Source organism: Pontixanthobacter gangjinensis (assembly GCF_009827545.1).
Taxonomy (GTDB): domain Bacteria; phylum Pseudomonadota; class Alphaproteobacteria; order Sphingomonadales; family Sphingomonadaceae; genus Pontixanthobacter; species Pontixanthobacter gangjinensis.
On record NZ_WTYS01000001.1, the window covers coordinates 1404355 to 1428731 of the forward strand.

The 24377-nt window shown below is 56.0% G+C and carries 27 protein-coding genes; 16 read left to right on the plus strand and 11 right to left on the minus strand.

The features are described from left to right. The first annotated feature begins 93 nt into the window (after window positions 1-93). Together GRI36_RS06590 and GRI36_RS06595 are read left to right on the plus strand one after the other, a co-directional pair. Window positions 94-741, plus strand: a complete 648-nt coding sequence (locus GRI36_RS06590) for a S24 family peptidase (protein WP_160597737.1) — start codon at window positions 94-96, stop codon at window positions 739-741. 70 nt (window positions 742-811) lie between these two features. Then, window positions 812-1453, plus strand: a complete 642-nt coding sequence (locus tag GRI36_RS06595; protein WP_160599102.1) for an MBL fold metallo-hydrolase — start codon at window positions 812-814, stop codon at window positions 1451-1453. Between the two features lie 21 nt (window positions 1454-1474). Here the strand turns inward: GRI36_RS06595 and GRI36_RS06600 are convergent, their stop codons facing one another. Beyond that, window positions 1475-1870 (minus strand): MAPEG family protein, encoded by a 396-nt coding sequence (locus GRI36_RS06600; RefSeq protein WP_160597738.1) that lies wholly within the window; start codon window positions 1868-1870, stop codon window positions 1475-1477. Between the two features lie 231 nt (window positions 1871-2101). On the opposite strand from GRI36_RS06600, the gene rpmF reads away from it, so the two are divergent. The 5 genes from rpmF (at window position 2102) to GRI36_RS14015 (ending at window position 5341) form a co-directional block, all read left to right on the plus strand. Continuing rightward, entirely contained in the window at window positions 2102-2281 is a 180-nt protein-coding gene (gene rpmF / locus GRI36_RS06605; RefSeq protein ID WP_160597739.1) for a 50S ribosomal protein L32, read from the plus strand. Window positions 2282-2305: 24 nt separating this feature from the next. Beyond that, window positions 2306-3361 (plus strand): phosphate acyltransferase PlsX, encoded by a 1056-nt coding sequence (gene plsX, locus GRI36_RS06610; protein WP_160597740.1) that lies wholly within the window; start codon window positions 2306-2308, stop codon window positions 3359-3361. Then, on the plus strand, window positions 3358-4323 hold the full coding sequence (locus GRI36_RS06615) for a beta-ketoacyl-ACP synthase III (protein WP_160597741.1): 966 nt from the start codon (window positions 3358-3360) through the stop codon (window positions 4321-4323). The genes plsX and GRI36_RS06615 overlap by 4 nt, the downstream gene beginning before the upstream one ends. Window positions 4324-4438: 115 nt before the next feature. Next, window positions 4439-4738 carry an integration host factor subunit alpha gene (locus tag GRI36_RS06620; protein WP_160597742.1) on the plus strand — a complete coding sequence of 100 codons (300 nt, stop codon included), beginning with the start codon at window positions 4439-4441 and terminating at the stop codon, window positions 4736-4738. An 18-nt stretch (window positions 4739-4756) separates the two neighbouring features. Further along, complete coding sequence (locus GRI36_RS14015; RefSeq protein WP_160597743.1) at window positions 4757-5341, plus strand: MerR family transcriptional regulator; 585 nt, start codon at window positions 4757-4759, stop codon at window positions 5339-5341. 3 nt (window positions 5342-5344) lie between these two features. On the opposite strand, the gene smc is transcribed toward GRI36_RS14015, so the two are convergent. From smc to GRI36_RS06645, 4 genes are all read right to left on the minus strand, one after another. Next, on the minus strand, window positions 5345-8770 hold the full coding sequence (smc, locus tag GRI36_RS06630) for a chromosome segregation protein SMC (RefSeq protein ID WP_160597744.1): 3426 nt from the start codon (window positions 8768-8770) through the stop codon (window positions 5345-5347). Window positions 8771-8803: 33 nt separating this feature from the next. Continuing rightward, window positions 8804-9565 (minus strand): thioredoxin domain-containing protein, encoded by a 762-nt coding sequence (locus GRI36_RS06635; protein WP_160597745.1) that lies wholly within the window; start codon window positions 9563-9565, stop codon window positions 8804-8806. A gap of 101 nt (window positions 9566-9666) precedes the next feature. Continuing rightward, the gene (locus tag GRI36_RS06640) at window positions 9667-10344 is read right to left on the minus strand and encodes a DsbA family protein (RefSeq protein WP_160597746.1); all 678 of its coding nucleotides are present in this window, start codon (window positions 10342-10344) and stop codon (window positions 9667-9669) included. A 20-nt stretch (window positions 10345-10364) separates the two neighbouring features. Next, on the minus strand, window positions 10365-10934 hold the full coding sequence (locus GRI36_RS06645) for a DUF721 domain-containing protein (protein ID WP_407985666.1): 570 nt from the start codon (window positions 10932-10934) through the stop codon (window positions 10365-10367). Between the two features lie 14 nt (window positions 10935-10948). On the opposite strand from GRI36_RS06645, the gene GRI36_RS06650 reads away from it, so the two are divergent. Continuing rightward, on the plus strand, window positions 10949-11986 hold the full coding sequence (locus GRI36_RS06650; RefSeq protein WP_160597747.1) for an A/G-specific adenine glycosylase: 1038 nt from the start codon (window positions 10949-10951) through the stop codon (window positions 11984-11986). 7 nt (window positions 11987-11993) lie between these two features. On the opposite strand, the gene GRI36_RS06655 is transcribed toward GRI36_RS06650, so the two are convergent. Beyond that, window positions 11994-12215, minus strand: a complete 222-nt coding sequence (locus GRI36_RS06655) for a hypothetical protein (RefSeq protein WP_160597748.1) — start codon at window positions 12213-12215, stop codon at window positions 11994-11996. 126 nt (window positions 12216-12341) lie between these two features. On the opposite strand from GRI36_RS06655, the gene GRI36_RS06660 reads away from it, so the two are divergent. The 6 genes from GRI36_RS06660 (at window position 12342) to GRI36_RS06685 (ending at window position 18407) form a co-directional block, all read left to right on the plus strand. Continuing rightward, window positions 12342-13658 carry a serine hydrolase domain-containing protein gene (locus GRI36_RS06660; protein WP_160597749.1) on the plus strand — a complete coding sequence of 439 codons (1317 nt, stop codon included), beginning with the start codon at window positions 12342-12344 and terminating at the stop codon, window positions 13656-13658. 5 nt (window positions 13659-13663) lie between these two features. Next, entirely contained in the window at window positions 13664-14542 is an 879-nt protein-coding gene (nudC, locus tag GRI36_RS06665) for an NAD(+) diphosphatase (RefSeq protein WP_160597750.1), read from the plus strand. 1 nt (window position 14543) lies between these two features. After that, window positions 14544-15233 (plus strand): DsbA family oxidoreductase, encoded by a 690-nt coding sequence (locus GRI36_RS06670; protein ID WP_160597751.1) that lies wholly within the window; start codon window positions 14544-14546, stop codon window positions 15231-15233. Beyond that, window positions 15230-16057 (plus strand): SDR family NAD(P)-dependent oxidoreductase, encoded by an 828-nt coding sequence (locus GRI36_RS06675; RefSeq protein ID WP_160597752.1) that lies wholly within the window; start codon window positions 15230-15232, stop codon window positions 16055-16057. The genes GRI36_RS06670 and GRI36_RS06675 overlap by 4 nt, the downstream gene beginning before the upstream one ends. Window positions 16058-16235: 178 nt before the next feature. Continuing rightward, a complete protein-coding gene (locus GRI36_RS14020) occupies window positions 16236-16505 on the plus strand; it encodes a Flp family type IVb pilin (RefSeq protein WP_160597753.1) in 270 nt (89 codons plus the stop codon). 15 nt (window positions 16506-16520) lie between these two features. Further along, entirely contained in the window at window positions 16521-18407 is a 1887-nt protein-coding gene (locus GRI36_RS06685; RefSeq protein ID WP_160597754.1) for a diguanylate cyclase domain-containing protein, read from the plus strand. Here GRI36_RS06685 and GRI36_RS06690 read toward each other — a convergent pair. Next, on the minus strand, window positions 18404-18799 hold the full coding sequence (locus GRI36_RS06690) for a DUF1489 family protein (RefSeq protein ID WP_160597755.1): 396 nt from the start codon (window positions 18797-18799) through the stop codon (window positions 18404-18406). The two genes, GRI36_RS06685 and GRI36_RS06690, sit on opposite strands and share 4 nt — an antisense overlap. Beyond that, window positions 18799-20247 carry a magnesium transporter gene (gene mgtE / locus GRI36_RS06695; RefSeq protein ID WP_160597756.1) on the minus strand — a complete coding sequence of 483 codons (1449 nt, stop codon included), beginning with the start codon at window positions 20245-20247 and terminating at the stop codon, window positions 18799-18801. Before mgtE ends, GRI36_RS06690 begins: the two co-directional genes overlap by 1 nt. Window positions 20248-20369: 122 nt before the next feature. Here mgtE and GRI36_RS06700 point away from each other — a divergent pair, with 122 nt between their 5' ends. Both GRI36_RS06700 and GRI36_RS06705 read left to right on the plus strand, forming a co-directional pair. Then, window positions 20370-20819 (plus strand): peptidylprolyl isomerase, encoded by a 450-nt coding sequence (locus tag GRI36_RS06700; RefSeq protein ID WP_160597757.1) that lies wholly within the window; start codon window positions 20370-20372, stop codon window positions 20817-20819. Window positions 20820-20892: 73 nt separating this feature from the next. Beyond that, on the plus strand, window positions 20893-21774 hold the full coding sequence (locus GRI36_RS06705) for an alpha/beta hydrolase family protein (protein WP_160597758.1): 882 nt from the start codon (window positions 20893-20895) through the stop codon (window positions 21772-21774). 12 nt (window positions 21775-21786) lie between these two features. On the opposite strand, the gene GRI36_RS06710 is transcribed toward GRI36_RS06705, so the two are convergent. From GRI36_RS06710 to ybeY, 3 genes are all read right to left on the minus strand, one after another. After that, complete coding sequence (locus GRI36_RS06710) at window positions 21787-22671, minus strand: LysR substrate-binding domain-containing protein (RefSeq protein ID WP_160597759.1); 885 nt, start codon at window positions 22669-22671, stop codon at window positions 21787-21789. A gap of 73 nt (window positions 22672-22744) precedes the next feature. Next, entirely contained in the window at window positions 22745-23665 is a 921-nt protein-coding gene (locus GRI36_RS06715; RefSeq protein WP_160597760.1) for a hemolysin family protein, read from the minus strand. Window positions 23666-23682: 17 nt separating this feature from the next. After that, window positions 23683-24171, minus strand: coding sequence for an rRNA maturation RNase YbeY (ybeY, locus tag GRI36_RS06720; RefSeq protein WP_160599104.1), 489 nt, complete (start codon window positions 24169-24171; stop codon window positions 23683-23685). Window positions 24172-24377 lie beyond the last annotated feature (206 nt).

The following is a 24377-nucleotide window of genomic DNA, read 5'->3' on the forward strand; positions in this document are numbered from 1 at the left end:
CGACCGTGTTACATTTGGTCGCCGTTCAAATCCTACTTGTCTAGGAAAAATACATGATGTAGGTAGGAATAATATCGACTCTGAGGACGAACTATGTCGAATCCACGTGAACGTTTATTAGAATTGTCGCAAAATCAGGGCAGTTCACTTGCTCGCCTTTCAGAGATGATTGGTAGGAATCCAACGTATTTGCAGCAATTTATCCGCAAAGGTAGTCCGCGAAAGCTCGAGGAAGTAGATCGGCGCGCTCTTGCTGAGTTCTTTGGAGTGCCGGAATCAGAATTGGGTGCGATGCAGGAAAAATCCTATATTCCGACGAGGAAACTGCCCTTGGAAGGTGGCTGGGTCGAGGTGCCTCGTTTGCCGGTCAGCGCTTCAGCGGGTCAGGGTGCAACTGTCAGTGGGGAAGAGCCGTTTGATAATTTCCGCTTTTCGCGCCGGTGGCTGCGCGAAAACGGGCTCGATGGCGCGCGCCTTTCAGCGATTTCGGTTGAGGGAGATTCGATGGAGCCGCTACTCCGCGCAGGCGATGAAGTGTTGGTAGACCTCTCACCCCAGCCATTTCGTGATGGAATCCACGTAGTCAGGCTGGAAGATACTCTGCTGGTGAAGCGAGTGGCGGCACAAGGGGGGGGTAGGCTATCGCTGCTCAGCCAAAACCTTGCCTACCCACCAATCGAAGTCCTCGTGGGTGACGTCGAGATTGTTGGCAGGGTGGTGTGGAAGAGCGGGCGGTTGTGAGAGCGTTGCAATCCGCGCCAACTGTCGCCACATCGCAATCATGATCGAACAGACTAAGCCTCAACCCCCGATGCGCGCCGCGATTATGCCGGTGACACCCTTGCAGCAGAATTGCAGCCTGATCTGGTGCACTAAGACGATGAAGGGCGCGCTGACTGATCCGGGCGGCGATCTGGACAAGCTGAAAGCTGGAGTCGCCAAAGCGGGCGTAACGCTAGAGAAAATCCTTATCACGCATGGCCATATCGACCATTGTGGTGAAAGCGGCATTCTGGCGAAGGAATTGGGCATTCCGATCGAGGGGCCACACGAGGCAGACCGTTTCTGGATTTCTCGCCTTAATGAAGATGGCGCGAAATACGGCATTCGTGGCGAAGTGTTCGAGCCGGACCGCTGGCTTCACGACGGCGACACTGTCACCGTGGGCGATCTGGTTCTCGACGTTATTCATTGCCCGGGCCACACACCTGGTCACGTCGTGTTTTACCACGAGCCAAGCAAGTTCGCAGTTGTCGGCGATGTGATCTTTCAGGGATCAATCGGCCGGACGGACTTTCCAATGGGAAATCATCAGGATTTGCTTGATGCGATTACGCAAAAATTGTGGCCGCTGGGTAACGATGTGACCTTCATTCCCGGCCACGGTCCGGTCAGCACCTTTGGCCAAGAGCGCAAGACCAACCAGTTTGTTAGCGATTACGCACTGGGTTAAGCTCTCCAGGCCACCTTCGAACTACATAATTTTGGCAGCGATCAGAACCGCTACAATCGCGAGGCCGAGTAAAGTGAGCATTGTAATCATCACACCCGCCATCCGCAATTTGCTAACTTCTTCTGCGTCCATGCCCAAGGCGTGCGCTACTCGGCCCAGAATATAGAGTGCCGCGACATAGGCGAGCCATTGGCCGCCTTTGCCTGAAAGTTCGATTACCGCGATCAAGAGCAGGATAAATGGAGCGCTTTCGACGAAGTTCAACTGCGCACGCATCCGGCGGATCAAGGCTGGATTACCGCCGTCACCGTGCAAAATTTTGCTTTGATTGCGCAATTTGCCGGTCCGTGCCATCATCCAAATTGTCAAGATCGCGGCGGCAGCGCCCGCACATAGAGTTACCGGTAGCAGTTCCATATCACTTCCCCTCAAGAATATATCACAGCTTCGCTACGCAGTCTTGGGCGCGCTGGCAATGCAGGGTAAAGTCGCAGGTCGGACACGGTTCCGGTTGCAACCTGCGCGAATCCGGTTATATGGCCCTCTTCCCGTCATGGAGGGGCTTCGATTCCGCACACTTGTGCGCGGGGGAGCCTTCGCCTAGAGCGGCCCTTACAAACTGCAGTTTATCAAGGAACAGGTGCCAAAATGGCTGTCCCTAAAAGAAAAGTATCGCCTCACCGTCGCGGCATCCGCCGTTCGCACGATTCGCTTAAGCCCGAAGCATTCCATGAATGCTCAAATTGCGGCGAACTCAAGCGTCCGCACAATCTGTGCAACGCCTGTGGCCACTACAACGGTCGCGAAATCATCGCCGTCGGTCTCTAAGACCGTTAGCTGGAGAATACGCCCATGAGTCTTCCGCGTATCGCTGTCGATGCGATGGGCGGAGACGAAGGCGTGCGAGTCATGATCGACGGGGCTGCGGAAGCGCGCCGGCGTCACGACCAATTCCAGTTCCTGCTGGTCGGGGATGAGGCACGGATAAAGACCGCGCTGGATAGTCATCCCAACATGCGGGGTGCTTCCGAAATTTTGCATTGCGATGATGTCGTTGGCGGGGACGAGCTTCCCACCAAGGCGCTTCGCCGTGCCAAAACCACATCTATGGGCCTTGCCGTCAATGCGGTGAAAATAGGCGACGCTGGTGCCGCAGTTAGCGCGGGCAACACTGGCGCGCTGATGGCGATGAGCAAGTTAGCCCTGCGCACCATGCCAGGAATTGACCGCCCTGCGCTTGCCGCTGTGATGCCCACGCTTGAAGATGACGATGTCATAATGCTCGATCTGGGCGCGAACACCGAAGCGGATGCGCGCAACCTGGTGCAATTTGCGATCATGGGAGCGGCCTATTCTCGCATCATTCTGGGCCGTAAACCGCGTGTCCGGTTGCTCAATATCGGCACCGAGGAAAATAAAGGTTTTGACCGGCTGCGAGAAGCCGCTGCTGAGCTCCAAAATGCCACCGGCCTCGACATGCAGTTTGATGGATATGTGGAATCAGACAAGATCAATCGCGGGGAAGTGGATGTGGTGGTTACCGATGGCTTCTCTGGCAATATCGCTTTGAAAGCGATTGAGGGGACGGCTCGGTTCGTCACCGATTTGCTCCGCAACGCATTCACGAGCTCGCTGCGTTCGAAGATCGGCTTTCTGGTTTCACGTCCGGCAACAGAATTGCTCAAACACCACCTTGATCCCAACAACCATAATGGTGCCGTTTTCCTCGGCCTTAACGGGGTCGTAGTGAAGAGCCACGGCAGCGCAACTGCTGGCGGAGTGGCGAATGCGGTAACCGTTGCAGCACGCTTGCTTGAAGAAAACTTGACCCAGCGAATTACAGCTGATCTGGCGGCTTTGCATGCGCTGAAGGGCGATGTTGATAGCAATGGAAGCGCTGAGAAGTGATCCGCTCGGTCATCTGCGGCAGTGGGTCAGCCTTACCCGGGCGCGCGGTGACCAATGCTGAATTGGCACAGCGGGTCGATACCAGCGATGAATGGATTGTAGAGCGCACTGGAATCAAGCAACGCTACATTGCAGCAGAAGGCGAAACCACCTCAACGCTCGCAACACTTGCAGCGCAGCGCGCGCTGGAAGCTGCCGGTATCGATGCAAAAGATATCGATCTGATCATTCTTGCCACAGCAACGCCCGATCAGACCTTTCCCGCCACGGCCACCAAAGTGCAGCATGCGCTCGGCTGCAATGGCGGCATTGCATTCGATGTTGCGGCGGTATGCTCTGGATTTCTCTACGCGCTCGGCACTGCGGATTCGATGCTCCGCACAGGTATGGCAAAGCGCGCCTTGGTAATCGGCGCGGAGACATTTAGCCGCATTCTCGACTGGGAAGACCGAACAACATGTGTCTTGTTCGGTGACGGCGCAGGCGCGTTGGTGCTCGAAGTACAAGAGGTCGCAGAGGACGGGCCCGGTATTATCGATATAAAACTTCACGCAGACGGCGCCCACAATGAATTGCTTTATGTCGATGGCGGCCCATCCAGCACCGGTACGGTTGGCAAATTGCGCATGAGAGGCCGCGAAGTGTTCCGCCATGCTGTGGTCAATCTCGCTGATGTTTTGCGAGAAACCCTTGCATCGTCGGGCTTTGAAGCGAACGATATTGACTGGGTTGTGCCGCATCAGGCCAATGCACGGATTTTGGATGCAACCGCGCGCAAGCTTGGTCTGCCGCCTGAAAAAGTGATTGTCACCGTGGACCAGCACGCCAACACTTCGGCGGCATCTGTGCCGCTGGCGTTTGATGTCGGGATACGTGACGGACGGATTAAGAAGGGTGATTTGGTGATGTTTGAAGCGATGGGCGGCGGCTTCACCTGGGGCGCTTCTTTGGTAAGAATTTAATCCAATCGCTGTTTCAATTGGATAATTTTTGGAAGCGATTGCTCAATTTTGAATTTACGGCTACACGCGTAGCCGATTACACCGAGTCTGGGTCGCACCAGAGAGGAGTGAGCGAATGTCAAGATCAGTCAGTACCCTGACAAGGGCCGATCTCGCGGAAACAATAAACCGTAAGATGGGTCTTTCACGGGCGGAATCGCTCGACCTAGTGGAATCAATTCTCGCTCATATGTGTGAGGGGATGTCCAGTGGTGAAAACGTGAAGATATCCGGATTCGGAAGCTTCATATTGCGCGATAAGAAAGAACGAGTTGGCAGGAACCCGAAAACCGGCGTTGAAGTGCCAATCACACCACGCAGGGTTGTAACCTTCCGCGCGAGCCAATTGCTGAAAGAACGGATAGCCAAGGGCTAACCAGCCAAAGGAAATGAAATGAGTGCGCAATTCGAAGACGGAAAAGACGAAGGCGCGCTTCGAACCATTGGCGAAGTCAGCCGTGCGTTGGGTATTAAGACCCATGTGCTGCGATATTGGGAACAACAATTCCCGATGCTTGATCCCCTGAAACGCAGCGGTGGCAGGAGGTATTACCGATCTGAAGATGTCGATCTGATTGAGCGTATCAACCAGCTTGTGAATGACGAGGGATACACCTTGAAAGGCGCTCAACAGGTGATTGAAAGCGGTAAGGGCGAGGCTAAGGGCGTTGGTGCTTCTGGCGATACAGGCGGTCAAGGTGAAACAGACCCATTGGCTGGCGAAACCGGCAACTCAAGCGCAATTCCGGCGGAACTGCCTTCCGCTGCCGATGGCGGAGTCGACGCCTTCTTTGGAAGGGATTCTTATGCGGATACTAAAACGGATAGTGCGCCCGAAGAAGTTGTTCCATCATCGTTGGATCTTGATGAACAGGCTGAAGTTGAAATTAAGCTTAATGAGGAAGGCCCCTCGCGAGCCGCAATTTTGGCGCAGCTAAAGTCAATCCGTATCCGTCTGGCAGATGCGCTCGCAGCCTGAGCGCTATAATGCAGCTACCAATTCTTCTGCCGCACCCAAATCGACGCTGACAAGGCGCGATATACCTTTCTCGACCATGGTTACGCCGAACAATCTGTGCATCCGGCTCATGGTGACTGCGTTATGCGTGACGATCAGGTAGCGCGTGTCGGTTTCCTTGGTCATCGCAATCAGTAGATCGCAAAACCGGTCAATATTGGCATCATCGAGCGGAGCGTCGACCTCGTCGAGCACGCAAATCGGGGCGGGGTTGGTCAGGAACAAAGCGAAGATCAGCGCGATAGCCGTAAGCGCCTGCTCGCCGCCCGAAAGCAATGTTAGCGATTGCAATCGTTTGCCAGGCGGTTGTGCGAAAATTTCCAAGCCGGCTTCAAGCGGATCGTCGCTATCGATCAACGCCAGATGTGCTTTTCCGCCTTCGAAAAGGCGGGTGAACAAGCGTTGAAAGTGGCCGTCGACCTGTTCAAACGCGGCTGAAAGCCGTTCACGGCCCTCACGATTTAGGCTTCCGATTGAACCGCGTAATCGGTTCACAGCTTCGGCAAGCTCTGCCTGTTCGGCGGCGCTCGATCCGGCTTGTTCTTCCAGCTTTGACAATTCCTCGGCGGCCACCAAATTCACAGGTCCAATCCGTTCGCGGCTCGCATTTAGCCGCTCCAGTTCCCCGCCTTCCAACCCTGAGTTCTTGACCTCTTCGGCGTCAAAATCGAATCTTCCGGCCAGCATCGGCGGGGGGCATTGAAAACGCTCACCTGAGACACGGGCCATTTCAGCGCGCCGTGCCTCTTCATTCTCGGCGCGCGCAGCAAGTCCGGCGCGTGATTCTCGTGCGGTTGCCAGCGCTTCATTGACTTCGCCAAATTTCTTGTCGGCAATTTCAGCCACGTCATGTGCTTTGGCGACAGCAGCTTCAGCTTGTGCGAGCTCCTTGGTCAATCTTTCGCGAACCGAGTCACCTTGCTCGATCTCGCGCATCAACCCCTCTGGCTTGGCCGCGAAAATGGCGCGTTGTTCTTCGATTTCTTCGAAGCGGCGTCCCATGTCGGATAGGCGCTGAGCCGCCTCGCCCGAGCGGGCCTGCCAATTGGCCATATCGCTGCGCTGCGCGGCCGTGCGTTCACGTGCCACCGCCAACGCTTGCTCATGTGCTGCGAGCGCACCCGTTGCCGCCTGGAGCGATGACCGGGCCGCGTCATGCTTTGCTTGGGAGGCTTCCAACGTTATCCGTCCGGTCTCGGGCGGCGGGAGAGCCATGCGCCTGTTCGCAGCTTGAGCCAATTCTGCCTCTGCCCCGCTGCGTTGGTCGGCCAGATCAAGCTTGGCGGCATCAAGTTCCTGCAACCGTGCAGCAAGACGTTCGCGTGCCGCCTCGGCCTGATCAAGCGCCCGCAATGATTGTCGCTCCGCCTCGGCTGCTTCGCTAACGCCGCGTTCCAGCGAGACCAATTCGCGTTGTAGTTCGCTCAGTTCCTCTTGGGCTGTGGCCTGGGCCGCAGCTGCCGCATCGGCTGAAGAGCGCTTTTCCGGCAGATGATTTTCCAGATCTGCCAAACGGTTCGCTGCTTCGAGCCGGGCCGCTTCCGCTGCACCTTCTCCGCGCGCGATAAAGCCGTCCCAACGGCGCAAATGCCCCTTTGTGGTGACAAGCCATTCACCTGGTTTCAGCGGGCGGCCGTCATCAACATCGGCCACATGAACCAACGCTAGCCGCGCCTGCAATTGTGGCGGACAGGCGGTGATATAATTGATGAGGCTGTTTGAAACCTTGCTTGGCGCGTCGCTACCCGTCCAAAAGCGCCCATCATTAACCTGCGCAGGTAATCCCAGCGGAGATTTCGCGTCTCTGCCCAACGCTGCCGCTAATGCCCGTTCGTATCCCGGCTTTACCCGGACTTCATCAAGTGCGGTGGGCAAGCCCTTTCGCTGGGCTCGCTGTTTTTCGCGGGCATCTCGGTCGCGGGCCAGCGCGCTATATTCGTGTTCGATGCCCGCCAATTCAGCCTTGGCATTGGCGAGCGCATTGCCCGTTTCATCGCGCGCGAGCTGTAATTCTTGCTTGCGCGCTTGTTGCTGTTCCAAATCAGTGCGGCGCAGGGCAAGGGTGGCTGCTGCCTGTTCAGAATTTTTGGTCGCCTGTTGCACCTCAGCTTCGGGATTGCCTCTTTCGCCCAAGGATGCCCGAATTTGCTCTTGCCGGGCGGCTTCGGCATCAAGTCGGTCCATCCGTGACTTTGCTTGTGACACTTCGGCTTCGGCAACGCGCCATTCGGCTTCAACGCCGGCCTGATCTGCGGTGGCTTTCGCCAGTGCCAGTTCTGCTGTACGGCCAGCGCGTTCGGCTTCTTCCAATGCGTTGGCGAGCGCCGGTCTGCGCTCTTCATCCGCAGCGAGCGATGCCTCATTGCTCGACAGTTCCTTCTCCAACCGGGCAAGTGCCTCTGCGGCGTCCTTGGTCATCCGGTCGGCATCGCCACGATCTTCCTCCAGCCGCTTCTTTTGCTTGTTGAGGTCGGCAAGCCTCTGCTCGGCTGCTTCCAATTGAGAGGTTAGCGATGCCATCCGGTGACCGTGAGCGCTGGCATCATCGCGCCGGTCCGATTGCTCTTCGCGTGCCTCTGAAAGTGTCTTTGCCGCAAGATGCTGGGCCTTCTGGGCTTCATCGCTTGCGGCTTTTGCATCTGTCACGCGCTGCTCGGCTTCTTGGGCTTGCTTACGCGCGGCTTGCGCAGCTTCAGCGGCATCGCGCCAGCGGGCAAATAGCAGTCTCGCTTCGGCAGTGGTGATTTGTTCGGTCAGCTTGGTGTAGCGTTCGGCTTGCTTTGCCTGACGCCGCAGCGACGACATTTGGGAATCCAGTCCCGCCATCAAATCTTCAAGCCGCTCGAGGTTCTTCTCTGTTGAACGCAGCTTGCTTTCGGCATCGCGGCGTCGAACGTGGAGCCCGGCGATACCGGCTGCTTCCTCTAGCATTTGGCGGCGCTCAGCTGGCTTAGCCGCGATGACTTGGGCGATCTTGCCTTGGCTAACCAATGCTGGCGAATGCGCGCCAGTTGCCGCATCTGCAAAGGTTAGAGAGACATCCTTGGCACGGACATCGCTGCCATTGACGCGATAGGCGCTGCCTGCGCCTCGTTCGATCCGGCGGGTAACTTCCAGTTCCTCACCGAAATCATCTTCAGCATGCAGGACAACCTCTGCAAAATCGCGCGGGGGGCGGGTTTCAGTGCCAGCGAAGATGACATCTTCCATCCCGCCCGAGCGCATGGACTTGGGTGAATTTTCACCCATAACCCACCGGATCGCCTCCAGCAGGTTGGATTTGCCGCAGCCGTTGGGGCCGACAACGCCGGTTAGACCCGGCTCAATGCGCAATTCGGCTGGCTCGACGAAGCTTTTGAATCCGCTGAGCTTGAGCCGTTTTATGAGCATCGCCGGTGCTGTCCCCCCTCCTTCTAAGTCTCCTTAGCGGGCGCCTGCTTGTTTTAGCATGGGTTCGATCGCAGCCCACGGGCCACCCACGCCGGTTTCAACCCGGCGACCATTGAGGAAGAATGTGGGCGTAGCAGTGACATTATCGCGGGTAGAGATTTCTTGTGATTGTTCAGCAAGCGCTTCCATTGAAGAAAAATCGGCGAGACATTGCCGCGCCTGATCCTTGCTCAAACCGCGAGCGGCAAAGAAATCAAGAAATCCGGCTTGTTCGGCGAAGGCAACAAAGCGTTGGTCTTCGGGCAATTGCAGAGCCTGCTCGAGAGCTGCGCCATTGGCCTGCATCGTATCAAATATTGCGTCGAGGTTACCCCAAACCTGGTCTGACAAGGGGTGAGCAGCCTCTGGCTGGCCGCATCCGATCAAGCGGCTCAATGTCAAATCGGCTGGTCCACGCAAAACCATGCTGCGGAATTCAAAGCTGACCCGGCCCGAGCTGACATAATCCTCTTTCAGCGGGGCAGCACCCGTTGCTGCAAATGCAGCACATGCACCGCAAGTTAGCGAGCCGTATTCGACGAGTTTAATTGGCGCATCGGGATTTCCAAGAACAAATCCGCCATCTGGCGACATTGTGACGACATCTGTCCAAGCTGATCCTTCTGGAGCCTCGATTGGGGCAATAGGTTCAGCCGAGGTGATTTCATTACCGGATTCGGCCGTATCGCAAGCGGCAACGCCAAGCGTGAGCGGAGATGCCACCAGGGCTAAGGCAAATGTGCGAAATTTGGTCATAATCGGTTTGTGATCCCTAAGTATTGAGTGAGGCTAGACGATGGGTGTTGACGGTAAACCAAGAGATAGCGTTATCCACAGCTTGTCCCGAGACTTATCCATTAAAATTTACTGTTTAGCACCGGTTCGAGCGCAGGCCAATTGTGCACACCTGCTTGAAGCTCGCCATTGATGGCGAAACTCGGGGTACCCTTGATGCCGAATTCGGCGAAATCTGCGGTTGTGTTTGCTTCCAGCCGCTTTGCTTCAACCTCGTCCGACAGGCAGCGGTCAAGGTCGGTGCGGCTATATCCGCGTGTTTCCATCATCTGGTAGAAGCCGAAGTCGCTGGCGATTGATCGACGCGCGCTAGCACGGTCGGCGACCATCCAGCGTTGCTGCTGGGCTCGGGTAGAGGTCGAGGCGACCTGCAACCAGCTGTCTTGGGTAACCATAAACAGCGTGTGGTTGCGCACATATTTGTCGGGTTCGCCGCATTGGATTGCCAGCGCCGCTGTTAAATCCAAATCATTACGAATGATTGGCCGGATTTCAAATTTTACTTTGCCGCTGCCGATATAGGCTATCTGGAGTGCAGGCTCGCCTTGCCTAGTAAAGGTTGCACAATGCGAGCATGTGTAACTGACAAATTCGGTCAGTGTCACCTCAGCATCCTGATTTCCGATTTGATAGCCGCGGTCAGTCTGAACGACAGTGGTGTTCCAATTACCGCTCGCGCCGATCGTTATGATCGCAACCGCAGAAACTGCCGCCGCTCGGAGGAATTTTTTGAGTGTCATAAGTTCGGCACACGCCCCGTTCATGTTATTTTGTCAGTCTGGTTGCCGATGCTGCGCGCCAAGGATTCAAGCACGGTCCGCAGTTCCGGATCACCAATATCGCGTAAACTGTCGCCTAGTTCCATCGGAATCGGCTTAAGCGAAGGTGGTGAACTAGCCGGCCGGTTATCAGCGGGTGGCTGAACCGCACCTTGCCGGATTTTCACCCGCGATACGGCTTGATAGCCAAAGAATCGGTTCACCCGCTCAATAATTTCCGGGATCACGTGCTGGATCAACGGGGCGTGGGCGGGCACCACTACCAGTTGCAAGATGCCGTTTTCCTTATCGCCTGGCGGGAACCGGATCGCTTCGGGCGCGCAGACTTTGGCGTGATGGTTGCCTACAATCTCGGGCCAGCGCGTGACGACGGAGGATTGGACGAAGCCGAAACGGCGAAACGCTGTGCGGCCGATTTGCGGCATCAATTCGGAAATTGGCTTGGCCGCGCCGCCGCGCGCACGTTCCCACTTGCGAGCGGGCTTTGCGCCTGCCTTGGTGCGTTTCGCATTCGGTTTTGAGCTATCCCGTTCCATCGCGGCATTAGCCATGCCATAGGCGCAGCGTGACTGCCAGCCCGGAACATATCTCTGCCCAATTGCTCGCATGGTATGGCAAACATGCACGCCAATTGCCGTGGCGCGTGCAGCCGGGGCAGCCGGCACCCGACCCTTACTCTGTTTGGTTGTCCGAAGTGATGCTGCAGCAGACTACGGTCGCGGCAGTGAAGCCCTATTTCGCAAAATTTATCGAGCGCTGGCCTGATGTTTACGCATTAGCAGCCGCACCCGAAGAAGATGTCATGGCAGCTTGGGCTGGGTTAGGGTATTATTCGCGGGCGCGCAATTTGGTCAAATGCGCAAGCGAGGTCGCGGCAATGGGCGGCTTTCCCGAGACCGAGGACGAATTGCGCAAACTGCCGGGGCTTGGCGCTTATACGGCTGCCGCGATTGCAGCGATTGCATTCGGCCAGCGCGCTGTAGTGGTCGATGCAAATGTCGAGCGGGTCATCTCGCGCCTGTTCACGATTTCAGAGCCATTGCCGGGCAGCCGGAAAATTATACGGGTGCGTGCGGACCAAATTACGCCGGAAAAGCAATCGGGCGATTTTGCGCAAGCGGTGATGGATTTGGGCTCCAGCATTTGCACATCGCGCGATGCCAAATGCTTGCTTTGCCCCGTAGCGGAAGCCTGTCAGGCGCGGCAAGGGGGTGATCCGCTGACGTATCCGGTGAAGGCCCCAAAGAAAGACAAGCCTATCAGACGAGGCACCGCCTATTGGATCGAAAGTGACGGCCATATTTGGCTCGAAACTCGCCAAGGCACTGGAATGCTAGGTGGGATGCGCGGCCTGCCCGATGATGGTTGGAGCGCCGCGGAGGACGGCAAAATGCCGCCACCGATTTCCGTCAATTGGGCTGAAGCAGGGGTAATCCGCCACACTTTCACTCACGCCCATCTGGAACTGAGCGTGCGCGTCTATCGCGGCGCGACGGCAATCCAGTCCGAATTTGGCCAATGGTGGCCCCTGGACCGCTTGGACGATGCTGGTCTGCCGACCCTATTTGCAAAGGCCGTGCGTTTGGTCCTCGCCCAAAAGTAAACGCAGCTTAAATAATTCCGCCACCAAGCCAAAGGCGCAGCATCGCAATAATCAGCACGATAAGACAGAAATTCCGTCCGCCATTGCTCGAGGACAGAGCGCCGATACCAGCGCCGAGAACGGCGATGGGTAGAACAACCCAATTGCCCCACCCTAGCAAGGGAATTGCAGAAGGTATGGCCAGAACAAGAGCGACGATACCAATGATAATAGAGATGATATTGAACATGTGTCTTACATATGTAGCACACCTAGAATTTGCAAGTCTTTGAGTGTTCAAATCTCACAGCAATTGACCGGTCAGCCACAATCCCCCAAACGGTTTTCAAACAAAATTGCAAAAGAGGACCTGTGCATGGCTTTCCGGACTTTCGAAGATGCAGCTTTTTCCCGCCGTTCGCTGCTTCGCGGCGGAGCGTGGCTTGGTGCGGGTGCGGCACTTTCAGCAATGCCGATGGGCCGGATGGCTTTCGCACATGCAGGCCATTGGCCAGCTGTTGTAGGTCTGGTCGATAAATACACCACAACCAACAAGCTCGCCAATATGGTGGCAGTGATGGGTTGGGGGCAGAAAGATCCCGATGTTATCGCGCAAGGCACCTTGGAATTGGGTAAGGTGCCGGTTGCCGATATTGACAGCCTTTATCGCATTTATTCGATGACCAAGCCGATCACTGGCATGGCCGCAATGATGTTGATCGGTGACGGTAAATTGGGTTTGGACCAGCCTCTTGCCGAAATTCTACCAGCCTTTGCCAATATGCAGGTGCAGAAAGAATATGACGGCAGCATTGGCGAAGAAAATCTTGAACCCGCCGAGAGCTTGATCACAATTCGTCATTTGCTCACGCATACTGCGGGTCTCGGTTATGGAATTATCCAGAAGGGCGCGATCAAGGACGAATACGAAGACCGCGGATTGATTCCAGGCCAAGTCAGCCGGATGCCAATCCCTGGCCTTGGCCGCGGAAAGCCAGTTAGTAGCTTGGAAGCTTTTGCAGATGGGCTGGCGGAAATGCCGCTCGTCTATCAGCCGGGCACGATGTGGAGTTATTCGGTCAGCCTCGATCTGCTCGGGCGGGTTATTGAAGTTGTCTCTGGCATGCCGTTCGATGAATTTCTGACCGAGCGCATTTTTAAACCTGCCGGTATGGACAGCACATGGTTCACTGTGCCCGACAGTGAAAAGAGCCGGTTGACGACCAATTACGGCGTGCTGAATGGCATGTCCTTACCAATCGATCCTGGTGCAAGTTCGATCTATCTCGACAACCCTGCATTTCCCTTTGGCGGCGCAGGATTGGTCTGCAGTCCGCGCGATTATGACCGCTTCCAGCGGATGTTGCTGAATTACGGCAAGATTGATGGCAAACGCGTGATGAGCGAGTTGGTCGTTCGCGTCGGTACGTCCAACCTGCTTCCGTCAACGATCGACACCACCGGCACGTTTGCCGATGGTGCGGGTTTTGGCGCTGGCGGCCGCGTTGGCCTGGGCGATCAAGCGGGCACATTCGGTTGGGGCGGGGCGGCCGGAACGGTTGCGCTGGTCAATATGAAACTAGGGCTGCGCGCGTCCGTTTTCACTCAGTATATGCCGTCCGATGCTTATCCGATCCACAGCGAATTTCCTGCGGCGGTTCTGTCTGACCTTGCAGCGATGCAAGGCGCTTAAGGTCTGTGAATACAAAACCACTTGCGTTCACCGGATCGAGGCTTGACCGGGCTGACAATATTCGCGCTGATGCTGATGCGTTAGCGGCGCTGACCAATTGGCGTGCGCGTCTCTTGCTACTCGACGGTTTAATGCCGCGAATGGACGATCACGGCGCGCTCGCTTGGGGAACGCTGGCCGATGCGGTGGACGATGCCGAATTGGTGTTCCTCGGCCTTGATGAAGGGAAGGCGTGTTTTGCGGCTGTACCGCAGCATGGCGATGCACGGCCGCGAATGGCTAATCCTGCCTTATGGGCAGCAATGCAGGCACTTTCGCCAGATGATCTGGCGATTTACGGCGGCGCGCGAAGCGTTACCGACTGGCACGCACGACACCGTTTCTGTGCAGCATGCGGCGGGCCGACCAAATTGGCAAAAGGCGGTTGGCAGCGGACCTGCAGCAGCTGCAACACTGAACATTTTCCGCGCACCGATCCGGTTACGATAATGCTGGTCGAACATGATGGAAAATTGCTGCTGGGGCGTGGTTTGGGGTGGCCTGACCGGGCCTATTCAGCCTTGGCCGGATTTGTAGAGCCGGGCGAAAGTATTGAAGAAGCCGTCGCGCGTGAGGTACTGGAAGAATCAGGCATCACCGTCAGCGACGTGAGCTACATTGCGAGCCAGCCTTGGCCATTTCCATCGCAATTGATGATAGGCTGCCACGCTACCGCAACCAGCGAAGATATCACCATCGACACCACCGAGCTTGCCGATGTCCGCTGGTTCACCCGCGCCGAGGTGCAGGCGGCGATGGACGGCGATGTGGATGCTCCAATGAATACCCCGCCGCCGCACGCAATTGCCAATTATTTGCTCAAATGGTGGCTTGAAAGAGTTTGAAATGACCACAGCACAACCGCGCAAAATGACCATCGATATCTACTCCGATGTAATGTGCCCGTGGTGCATCATCGGTTACGGCCAGTTGCAAAAAGGCCTAGCCCAATTGGAGGGCGAGATCGACGCGGAAATCCGTTGGCGCCCGTTTGAGCTTAATCCCGATATGCCAGCCGTGGGTGAGGAGCAAGCCGAACATATTTCACGCAAGTATAATCGAACTGCCGAAGAAACGCAGGCTGTTCGCGGACAGATGCGCACTGTGGCGCAGCAGGCCGGGGTTTCTCTGGATTATGAAGGAGAAGCCGAGGCTCCTCCAGCGATGATGTGGAACACTTTTGATGCGCACAAGCTGCTGGCTTGGTCGCTTGATAGGGAAGGGGTTGAGGCGCAAAACCGTCTGAAGCTCGCCCTGTTCGAGGCTCACTTTAACCAGCGCCGCAATATTGGCGAGCGCTCAGTGCTGCTTGAAGTGGCAACGGAGGTCGGGCTTGATCGTGCTGGCGCAGAGGCTGCGCTGGATGACGAGCAGATTGCCAAGCGGGTCCGCTCTGAACAGGCGCAAGCCTTCGACATGAACATAACCGGCGTTCCGGCAATGATCGTGGATGGCAAAATGCTCATTCCAGGCGCGCAGGCTCCAGAAGTCTATGCTAATGCATTGCGGCGCGTTGCGGCCAAGTTTCCCGCATGAGCGAAACCGCTGACTGGTCGCCGAAGTCGGCGGTAATTACTGGCGGTGCGAGCGGGATCGGACTGGCAATAGCGCGTGAACTTTCGAGTTTAGGATGCCGCATCATGGTGGCTGACTTTGGCAGCGAGCGATTGGACACTGCGATCGCGGAACTGTCACGGCAAGGCGCAGAATGCGTGGGCCACGCTTGTGACGTATCGGACCTGAAGCAGGTGGATGCACTTGCCGATGCCGCTTTTGCGCAGTTTGCGCAGGTTGATTTGCTCATCAACAATGCTGGCGTAAGCGGACCGCATGGCAAGCTCGCCGAAATTGATATCGAAGAGGCGCGCCGCCATTTTGATGTTAATTTCTGGGGCGTATGGCACGGTTGTCGCAGTTTTGCGCCGCGCATGTCAGAGCAGGGCGACCGCTGCGCGATTTACAACACAGCATCGGAAAATGCTTTGTTCTGCGCCATGCCCAAATCTGCAGCCTATATTGCTGCCAAGCACGCGGTTCTTGGTTTGACCGAGAATTTTCGCGAGGAAATGCCAGCGCATGTGCATGTTGGCACGATCATTCCCGGCTGGGTCCACACGGCTATCGGGGCAGAGCAATTTATGAAATGGGGTATGGACGGATCGGAGTATGCCAAGATCGTTGTGCCACAAATTCTGGCTCGGGAACGCTTTGTCGTAAGCCATTCTTATAATGCCGTGCGCAAGGCCGAGCGCGATAATGCACTTTCCGATAGCTTCGCAAGGAACGCTCCGAGAAAAGACGGAGATGAACAATTTGATGTAAGATTGGTAATTGAAAAACTTGCGCCTCCGAATGGCTGATTGACCCCATCCCCGGGGCCGAAGGTTAATGATTTCAGCCAGGTGCAAGGCCCAATTTTCTGCTGTGAAGGCGGAACTACGAATGGCGCGTTAACCTTTTCTATACGCTATCTGCTCAGACACTCGAAACACTTGGCGGCTACAGCTTTCACCGGAAGTTCCCGGAGAGTAGGCTGAGATGTTTGATTCAATTGTGACAGATGTGACCAAAGCACTCGCCGCATTGCGCGATGATGTGACTGGCACGGCGGCGATTGAATATGGCCTTTTGGCGAGCCTGATCGCGATCGCTTCGATGCAAGCGTTGGATACACTGGGCGCAGCGGTAACTGACACATTTGACACAACACGCAGCGCTATGGCCGAGGGCCGTGTCGAAACCGCTGATGAACCGCCGGTTGCGGCTGCAGATGAGCCGTCTACGGCTGCTTCCCGGGTGGCTGGATAAGCAATAGAATTGCCTTTGGATATTTCGAACAGCCCTGAGCAGGATAGCGGTGCTCAAGCCAATAATTTTGGTGGTACAGCGCTTGCGGTGATTGTCGATTGGTGGCGCCCGATATTGGCTGCTATCGTACTCTGCGGCTTGGTGATCGTGGTAAGGCCTTCTGACTCAACCGATCGAAGGATATCTGACCGGGCCTTAGTCGGCCAATCCAATCCAGCTGATCCCTCCATTCTGCTTATTGAGATAAGCGGCGAAGATGTGCGAAAGTATGGGCGCCCCGCACTTACCCGTGAAAATTTGACCGTACTAGTCAATCGGATTGCGGAGGGTAAGCCGAAGCGGTTGATGATCGATTTATATTTGGGCGAAGGTGTGAGCGAGCAAGTCGACAGCGATCTTGCCATTGCCCTTTCCCGTCTTGGTCCGCAGCGGGTTGGACTGGTCACATCGCCGGGACCGGATGATGTGCCCTTGGCGACATTCGCTCAGCACGGCGCTATTCTCGATGCCAGGCTCACTGCTGATGGGGATGGCTGGCACAGGCAATTGGGTTCTGACACAAGACGGTTCGGCAATAATCCGGCGGCTTGGCTTGCAACCGGCGAAGAAAAGCCAGGCAAAGTAGCCCTAGATCTGCGGATTGCACATCAGGACTACCGTAGCCTTTCGGTCGACGATGTATTGAACGGCTCCGTTAATTTGACCGGAAAGACAATCATTCTAAGCTCCAGCCCTGATATTGCTCCGACGAGAGCCTATTTGCCGATGGCCGATGCTGCGAGCCGCGGTTCGGTACTCGCGGTTGCGACTCAGTCGGTGGCTCAGGATTATGCCGCGGTAAAGGAAAACGGGTACTGGGCGAGCTTAGCGCTACAATTGATCGCCATCGCACTCGGCTTGCTTGTCGCACTCAAGGCTGAAACCGGCAAACGCATGTTCTTGCTTGCCGCCGGTTTCGGGATCACATTGCTGGTGGTCAATCTCTCGATTGCCACGTCGATTGGATCGAGTATTGCACCCACCCAGACATTGGCTTGTTTTTTGGTTATGCTGAATGTGACAGTTGTTCAGCGGCTGAAGATTATTCCGATGGTGTCCTCCTTTATAAAGGGCGATGTTAGCCCTGAGGAAGCGTGGGCTTGGCGGAGCTGTGAAGCGTCCAACCATCCTGCTTTGCTGTTCTCTGCTGGAGGTAAAATCAAACGGCACAATGCCGCTGCTGAACAATTGGTCGGGCAGCACGGATCCGCTTTGGCGAGATTGTGTCTGCCGCGTTATGATGACAGGGCCAAATCGCTGGTTCTTGCAGAATCCGATGGACAATCTTTTGAAGTCGATTGGCCTTATGGCGAAGTTCCTATTGCTGTGCTTCGCGACAACACAGCGGCCGAAGAGATCAACCGCGACTTGCGCGAGCAGCTATACAAGGATGATTTGACAGGCTGCACTAACCGGCGCGGTTTCGACAGGAACCTGATCGAGGCAGGGCGCTCAGGTGAAAAATTCATCTTGTTCTTTATCGACATGAACGGGTTTAAGCAGGTCAACGATACTTATGGCCATGATGCAGGCGATGAGTTGCTGGTCGCGACCGCTGGGCGTTTGCAGAATCTGATGCGTCAATCTGATGTGCTTGCTCGGCTGGGTGGGGACGAATTTGGCGTAATTATGTTTGGGACCGAGAACGAGCGTTTCGCAACTTTGCAAGAACGCAGGATGGTAGATGCTTTATCGATACCATTGCGGCTGACCTCGACCGACGAGATTGTTACTGTCGGTGCCGCTATCGGTCACGCTATCCCCGAAAGTCCCGGCGAGGAAGTCGGCGAAATTCTGCGCCGCGCCGATCTCGCAATGTATCGCAACAAGGCTGACCTGAAGCGCCAGCGGGAAGCGGCTTAGACTAGCCCGAGCTTCCTCAGCTTGTTCTGCAATTTGCCTGGCAAGACATCGCCGGCTTGTTCATCGGGGCCCAGATCACGAGGTGCCTTTTCTTCGGGCAAATACCGCCAACCCTGATGCGCACGTTTGTACCGTGCCTCGACCAGAATTAGCTTTGGCTCCAAGATGATATGCCACCGGCCATCCTGCGCTTGCTCGAAGCCCTGGATCGGGCTGCGTGCGCAAATCGAATGATCGTGAATCCAATATAGCGAACCGCCTTTCATCTCCTCATGCCGCTTTGGCAAATAGCGGGTGGTCATAATCGCGCCATCAGGTTGAGCCTCCAACCATGCCCGCAGCGTATGAATGCTCTCGCTACGATAGGCGATTTTGGTGATGCTGAGCGGCATTAAGTACCGAGGCCTACTGCCACCGCGAGGCCAAGAAACGCGAAGAAGCCCATCGAATCGGTAATCATCGTGACGAACACCGAACTGGCCACGGCAGGATCCTGCTTGAGTCGCTCGAAAATGACCGGAACCAAGACCCCAGCAAGACCGGCAGTCACGATATTAATGACCATCGCGAGTGCAATCACTCCGCCCAATATCGGTGTGAAAATGGCACCAGTAGCAAGCCCGATCAGCACCGCGATGGTGACACCGTTCAGCAGTGCAACGCGGAATTCCCTCCATAAAATTCTCGCAGTGTTGGCCTCGGTTAACTGGTTCATCGCAATTGCGCGGACTGACACCGCCATCGTCTGCGTCCCTGCATTTCCGCCAATGCTCGCGACAATCGGCATCAGGATTGCCAGTGCGACCAACTTCTCAATCGCAGCGCCAAAGGCAGCGATAATCAGGCTGGCGATCAAGGCAGTGCCGAGATTGGCGATAAGCCAGCGAACGCGTGACCCATAAGCCTCGCGGATCGGCTCGTTAATGTCACCGTCGCCCGCGCCCGACATCAGCAGCGCATCTTCGCTGGCTTCTTCGGAAATGATGTGAACCACGTCATCAACGGTCATCTGGCCGACCAAGCGGCCATTCTCATCAACCACCGCAGCTGAAATCAGCGCGTATTTCTGGAACATCAGCGCGACTTCTTCTTGATCGATACCTACGGGAATCAATGTTTGATCGCGCTTCATCACATCGCTCAGCGCGATGTTACGCGGGGTGCGTAATATCCAGCTGAGCTGGCAAGTGCCAACCGGATGATGTTTGTGATCGACCACAAAAATCTCGTAAAAATCATTCGCAAGATCGACGTTTTCGCGCAAAAAATCGATCAGGCTGCCGACGCTCATATGCTCGGGGACCGCAACCACTTCGCGGCTCATCAGCCGGCCTGCGGTTTCCTCGGGATAGGCCAGCGCACTCTCAATCGCGGCGCGGTCGTCATCGTCCAGTTCGGCCAGAACCGCTTGCTGGTCTGCATAATCCAGATCTTCAATCATCTGGACCGCATCATCGGTTTCCAGCTGTTCGGCGATATGCGCCACTGCCTCAGCCGGCAATGATTCCATCATGTCTTCGCGGACGTAGTCGTTGAGTTCGGCAATGACGTCGCTGGACATCAGATCGGTAATCGCGGTGGCCAGATCGCGCCGCTCATCCCTAGTCAACAGCTCGATCAAATCGGCGATATCGGCGGGGTGTAGCGGCTCCACCAGATCGTAGACCGCGCCTTTGTCCCCTTCTTCCAGTCCCTCGCGGACGGCGCGGATATAATCGACCTTTAGAGTATTTTCTTCGTCGAGCCGCTCATCATTGATCCTGTCATCAGGACGCGCGCCTTCGTCCACCGGCAATTCGGCGGTCATCAGATCCTCATCATGATCGGTTTCGCTGACCATCGGGCCGGTCTAGGCAGGTGAAGCCGAAAAGCAAGCGCGTGATGGCTGTTGCGCACACGGACGGGTGACATTGGCGCTCAGCACACTATATCGGGCGGCAAATCACTAGGAGAATTCTTATAATGGCTGATCAAAAACTTACACTCGAACTTTCCACCGGCGAAGTTGTCATCAAATTACGCCCCGACTTGGCCCCCGGCCATGTTGCGCGGATCACCGAATTGGTAAGCGAAGGTTTCTATGACGGTGTTAAATTCCACCGCGTAATTCCTGGCTTCATGGCACAAGGCGGCTGCCCGAACGGAACCGGTATGGGCGGCAGTGACAAGCCTGATCTGAAAGCTGAATTCAATGCAGAGCCGCACACACGCGGCACATGCTCGATGGCCCGCACACAGGTTCCTGACAGTGCGAACAGCCAGTTCTTCATTTGCTTTGACGACGCGCATTTCCTTGACGGCCAATATACTGTTTGGGGCCAAGTCGAGAGCGGCATGGACAATGTTGACGCACTCCCCAAAGGCGAGCCACCACGCGAGCCGGGCATGATCGTCAAAGCATCGATTGCTTAATTTGCCAAAATCAAATGTCGGGATAAGGCAGTGGAGGTCGCGAATTCGCAATTCCGCGGCGCTACTTGGCGCTTTGGCGCTTAGCGGATGCATCACGCCCTATCCCGACATTTCCCAATCGCGTAGCCCGTGCCGGATGGAACCGGGCGGCTGGTGCGATTTCGTCCGCAAGGCGGCGGTGGAGAGCTATCCCTATGCGATGCTCAGCTCCAACGCTTATCAGGACGAAGATACCTACGCTGAGCTTCCATTGGCCTTTCTGAAACGAGAGGCAGCGGATAACGATAATAGCGGCCTCGCATATTCTGTATTCGACCGTCATGCAGTCTCTGGCGGGAAGAGGGGCAAGTTGCTCGCTCGCGTTATTGCATTTCGCGGAACCGAGTTTGGGTCTACTTCAGACATCTTCTCAGGTTCGCTCGGTGACAGCCAGCGGGATCGGGCAGGCGCCGTCTACGCAGCAGAACGCGCGAATTTAGACGCTGAGAATTATCAGGATGTGCCAATTGAGCTCACCGGACATTCGCTAGGTGGGGCAATTGCAACCCAATTATCGGTCGACAATCCAGGTGTGAAAGCCTTTGTCTTTAACACATCACCTTTCTTCAACGGCGACCCTACGGCGAACGATATAGACCGTTTGGCCATCTCGGAACGTGGCGAGTTTCTGCGCGTTTTGCGCCGGTATAAAGCGCCGCCTGCCGCCGATATGTTTATTCTCAATTGCTCGCCCAATGCCAGCGCCGGTGAGAAGCACAGTATCCGCACATTAGCCGACTGCCTGACTTGGATTGCCGCTTACGATAGTCCGGCAGCGTTTGACTTGCTCGCACCTAATGCGATCAGGAAACCCGAAGTTGAATGTGGGGATGATGTGAAAATCCATCCAGGTGCACAGCAGCGTATAACTGCGCCTTGTGTTCACCTCCCGATGGCAATGGCCAAGGACAAATAGGCGGTTCTGGGCCTATAATCCCGCCCGGACCAGCCAGTCGTGGAACAATCGCACAGGGCGGCTTTCAAGCGCTTGAGGCTTACAGATGAACCAATAGCTGTAAGGGCTTTCGACTTCGAGATCGAACAACTGCGCAAGCCGACTATCGGCAGCGCGTTTCATGTGGTCATCATGCATTATTGCAATGCCGAGGCCTTGCGCGGCGGCTTCTAGCATTAATTGACCGGAATCATAATGATCGATTGCGGCAGGTTCCATCGCTTGCAGATCCAGCGCTTGTTTCCATGCTTCGAAGCTGGCGGGTAGTTCATTATGGATTAGGAAGGTCTGCTTCGAAAGTTGCTCCAGGGATGGTTTTGACCCTAAGAGTTTCGCCGTTTCCAAATTGCAGATTGCGTGCACCATATTGTAGTCAAGCCGTACAGCATGGAGGCTGGTATCGGGAGCGCGAGACAAGGTTATCGCCGCATCAAGCGTATCGCCAACGCGGTCATCTAGATGAGGTCCGGTGTCGATATCGATGTGGAGCAGAGGATGGCGTTTGCGCAATTCACCAAGCTGCGGGAACAGCCGCTGGCTGCCGAACAGGGGTAAAACCCCAAGCCGCAGCCTGAGCACCGACATATTCTCCGACTGGTTTTCAATCGCATGGGCAAGTGCCTCCAGATGCGGGGCGACAGCTTCGTTAAACGCCTGGCCTTCATCGGTCAGCTGCATCGATTGTTTGGCGCGAGTGAACAGTTTCTTGCCAGTAAATTCTTCGAGATTGGCAATCCGGCGCGACAGGGCCGAAGGGCTCAGGCCCAATTCTTCGGCTGCCGCACGCGCGGAGCCCAAGCGGACGGTTCGCATGAAGGCTTCTAATGCGCGCAATGGCGGCAGGCGGCGACTCGGCATCACATTCTCCTAACGCCTATTAAACGCACAATCACGGCGAAGGTTGCAAAAATTGCACCCTCCAAGGCCGATTTTACGTGTCCTGTGCGCCTTCCGCTACGGCAGGCGGGTGCAAACGCATCCGCTTCACATGGGTTTCATCGGCTGCGGTAATTTCGATCCGCCAGCCGCTGGGATGGGTCAAGATGGTGCCAACGGCTGGAATTTGTTCGGCCAGCACGAATGCCAATCCGCCAAGCGTATCCACCGATTCTTCCACCTCGGCGAGCCTTGGATCGACCATTTCGGCCACATCGTCCAATTCTGCACGGGCGTCACAATCCCACATCCCGTCACCGATAGATACGATCAGTTCCTCGGGCAGATCATCGTGCTCGTCCTCGATGTCGCCGACGATTTCCTCGACCAGATCCTCGATAGTGATGATTCCGTCGGTTCCGGAGAATTCATCGACCACGATTGCCAGATGGACCCGCCGCGCGCGCATGTCGGCCAGCACGTCAAGCGCGCCACGTGCTTGCGGCACATAGAGCGGCTGGCGCATCAGAGTGGTCCAGTCCTTAGGCGGCTTGATCTTCTTTGCGAGAAACGGGAACACATCCTTGATGTGGATCATCCCGATCACCGAATCGAGTTGCCCGCGATAAACCGGCATCCGCGAATGTCCGTTTTCGGAGAAGCTTTCGATCAAATCGGCCCAACTGGCATCAGCTGAAACCGCGATAATCTCACCGCGTGGAATGGCAACGTCATCCGCGTCATGCTCGCTGAAATGGAGCAGATTGCGCAGCATCTGCCGCTCCACACCGGACAAGTCTCCGTTGCTGCCGCTTTGCGCGTCATCGGAAGGGTTCTCGTCCTCATGTTCGTCAATCGCGTCTTCCAACTGCTCGCGCAGTGAGCGATCGCCATCGGCGCCGAATAATTTCTTGATGGTGGGCCACAGCCCGGTCCTACTGTCCGCGTCTCCGGCGGAGGATTCTATGTCGGGCATGGCCCTCTTGGATACTCCTAGTTTTCTCGGTCCCCATATGGGTCGCCTATCCCCATACTTGCAAGTGCAATAATCTCCAACGCTTCCATTGCATCGGCATCTTCGGGGGATGTCTCGTGATCATAGCCTGCAAGATGGAGCAGGCCGTGGATGATCAGATGGGCCGTATGATGTTCCAGAGCGACGGATTTCTCCGTCGCCTCGCGCGCGCAAGTCTCATAGGCGAGCGCGAGATCGCCCAGCATCTCGGGTGGTCCGCCGAGGGCGAGTGCGAGCAAGTCCTGACGCTCCATCATCGGAAAGGAAAGCACATTGGTCGGCTTATCCTTCTCCCGCCATTCGCGATTGAGCACATGAACGTGCTCGTCCGAAGTGAACAATAGGCTGGTGCTGAGGCGCGGATTGGCAAGTTCTGGCGCAACTGTCCCGGCGGCATCCGAGGCGCGGATTGCAAGCGCTTCCCAATCGCAATCAGGCCAGCTTTCGATGTCGATTTCGAGGTCCATCAGCGCGCTCGGTTCATGGCTGGAGCCGAGCATGTGGAACACATGGAACACAGTACCGAAACAGAAAAACCCCCTGCGGCAAAGCTCGGATGGTCCGGCAGCATAGAATGAAATGAGGCGGTGCGTATCATGTTGTTAGTATAGCGCGTCGATGCCGGAGTAGGAAAGGGCGCGTGGGAATGATTGTCTGGAGGTGGGTAGAAAGC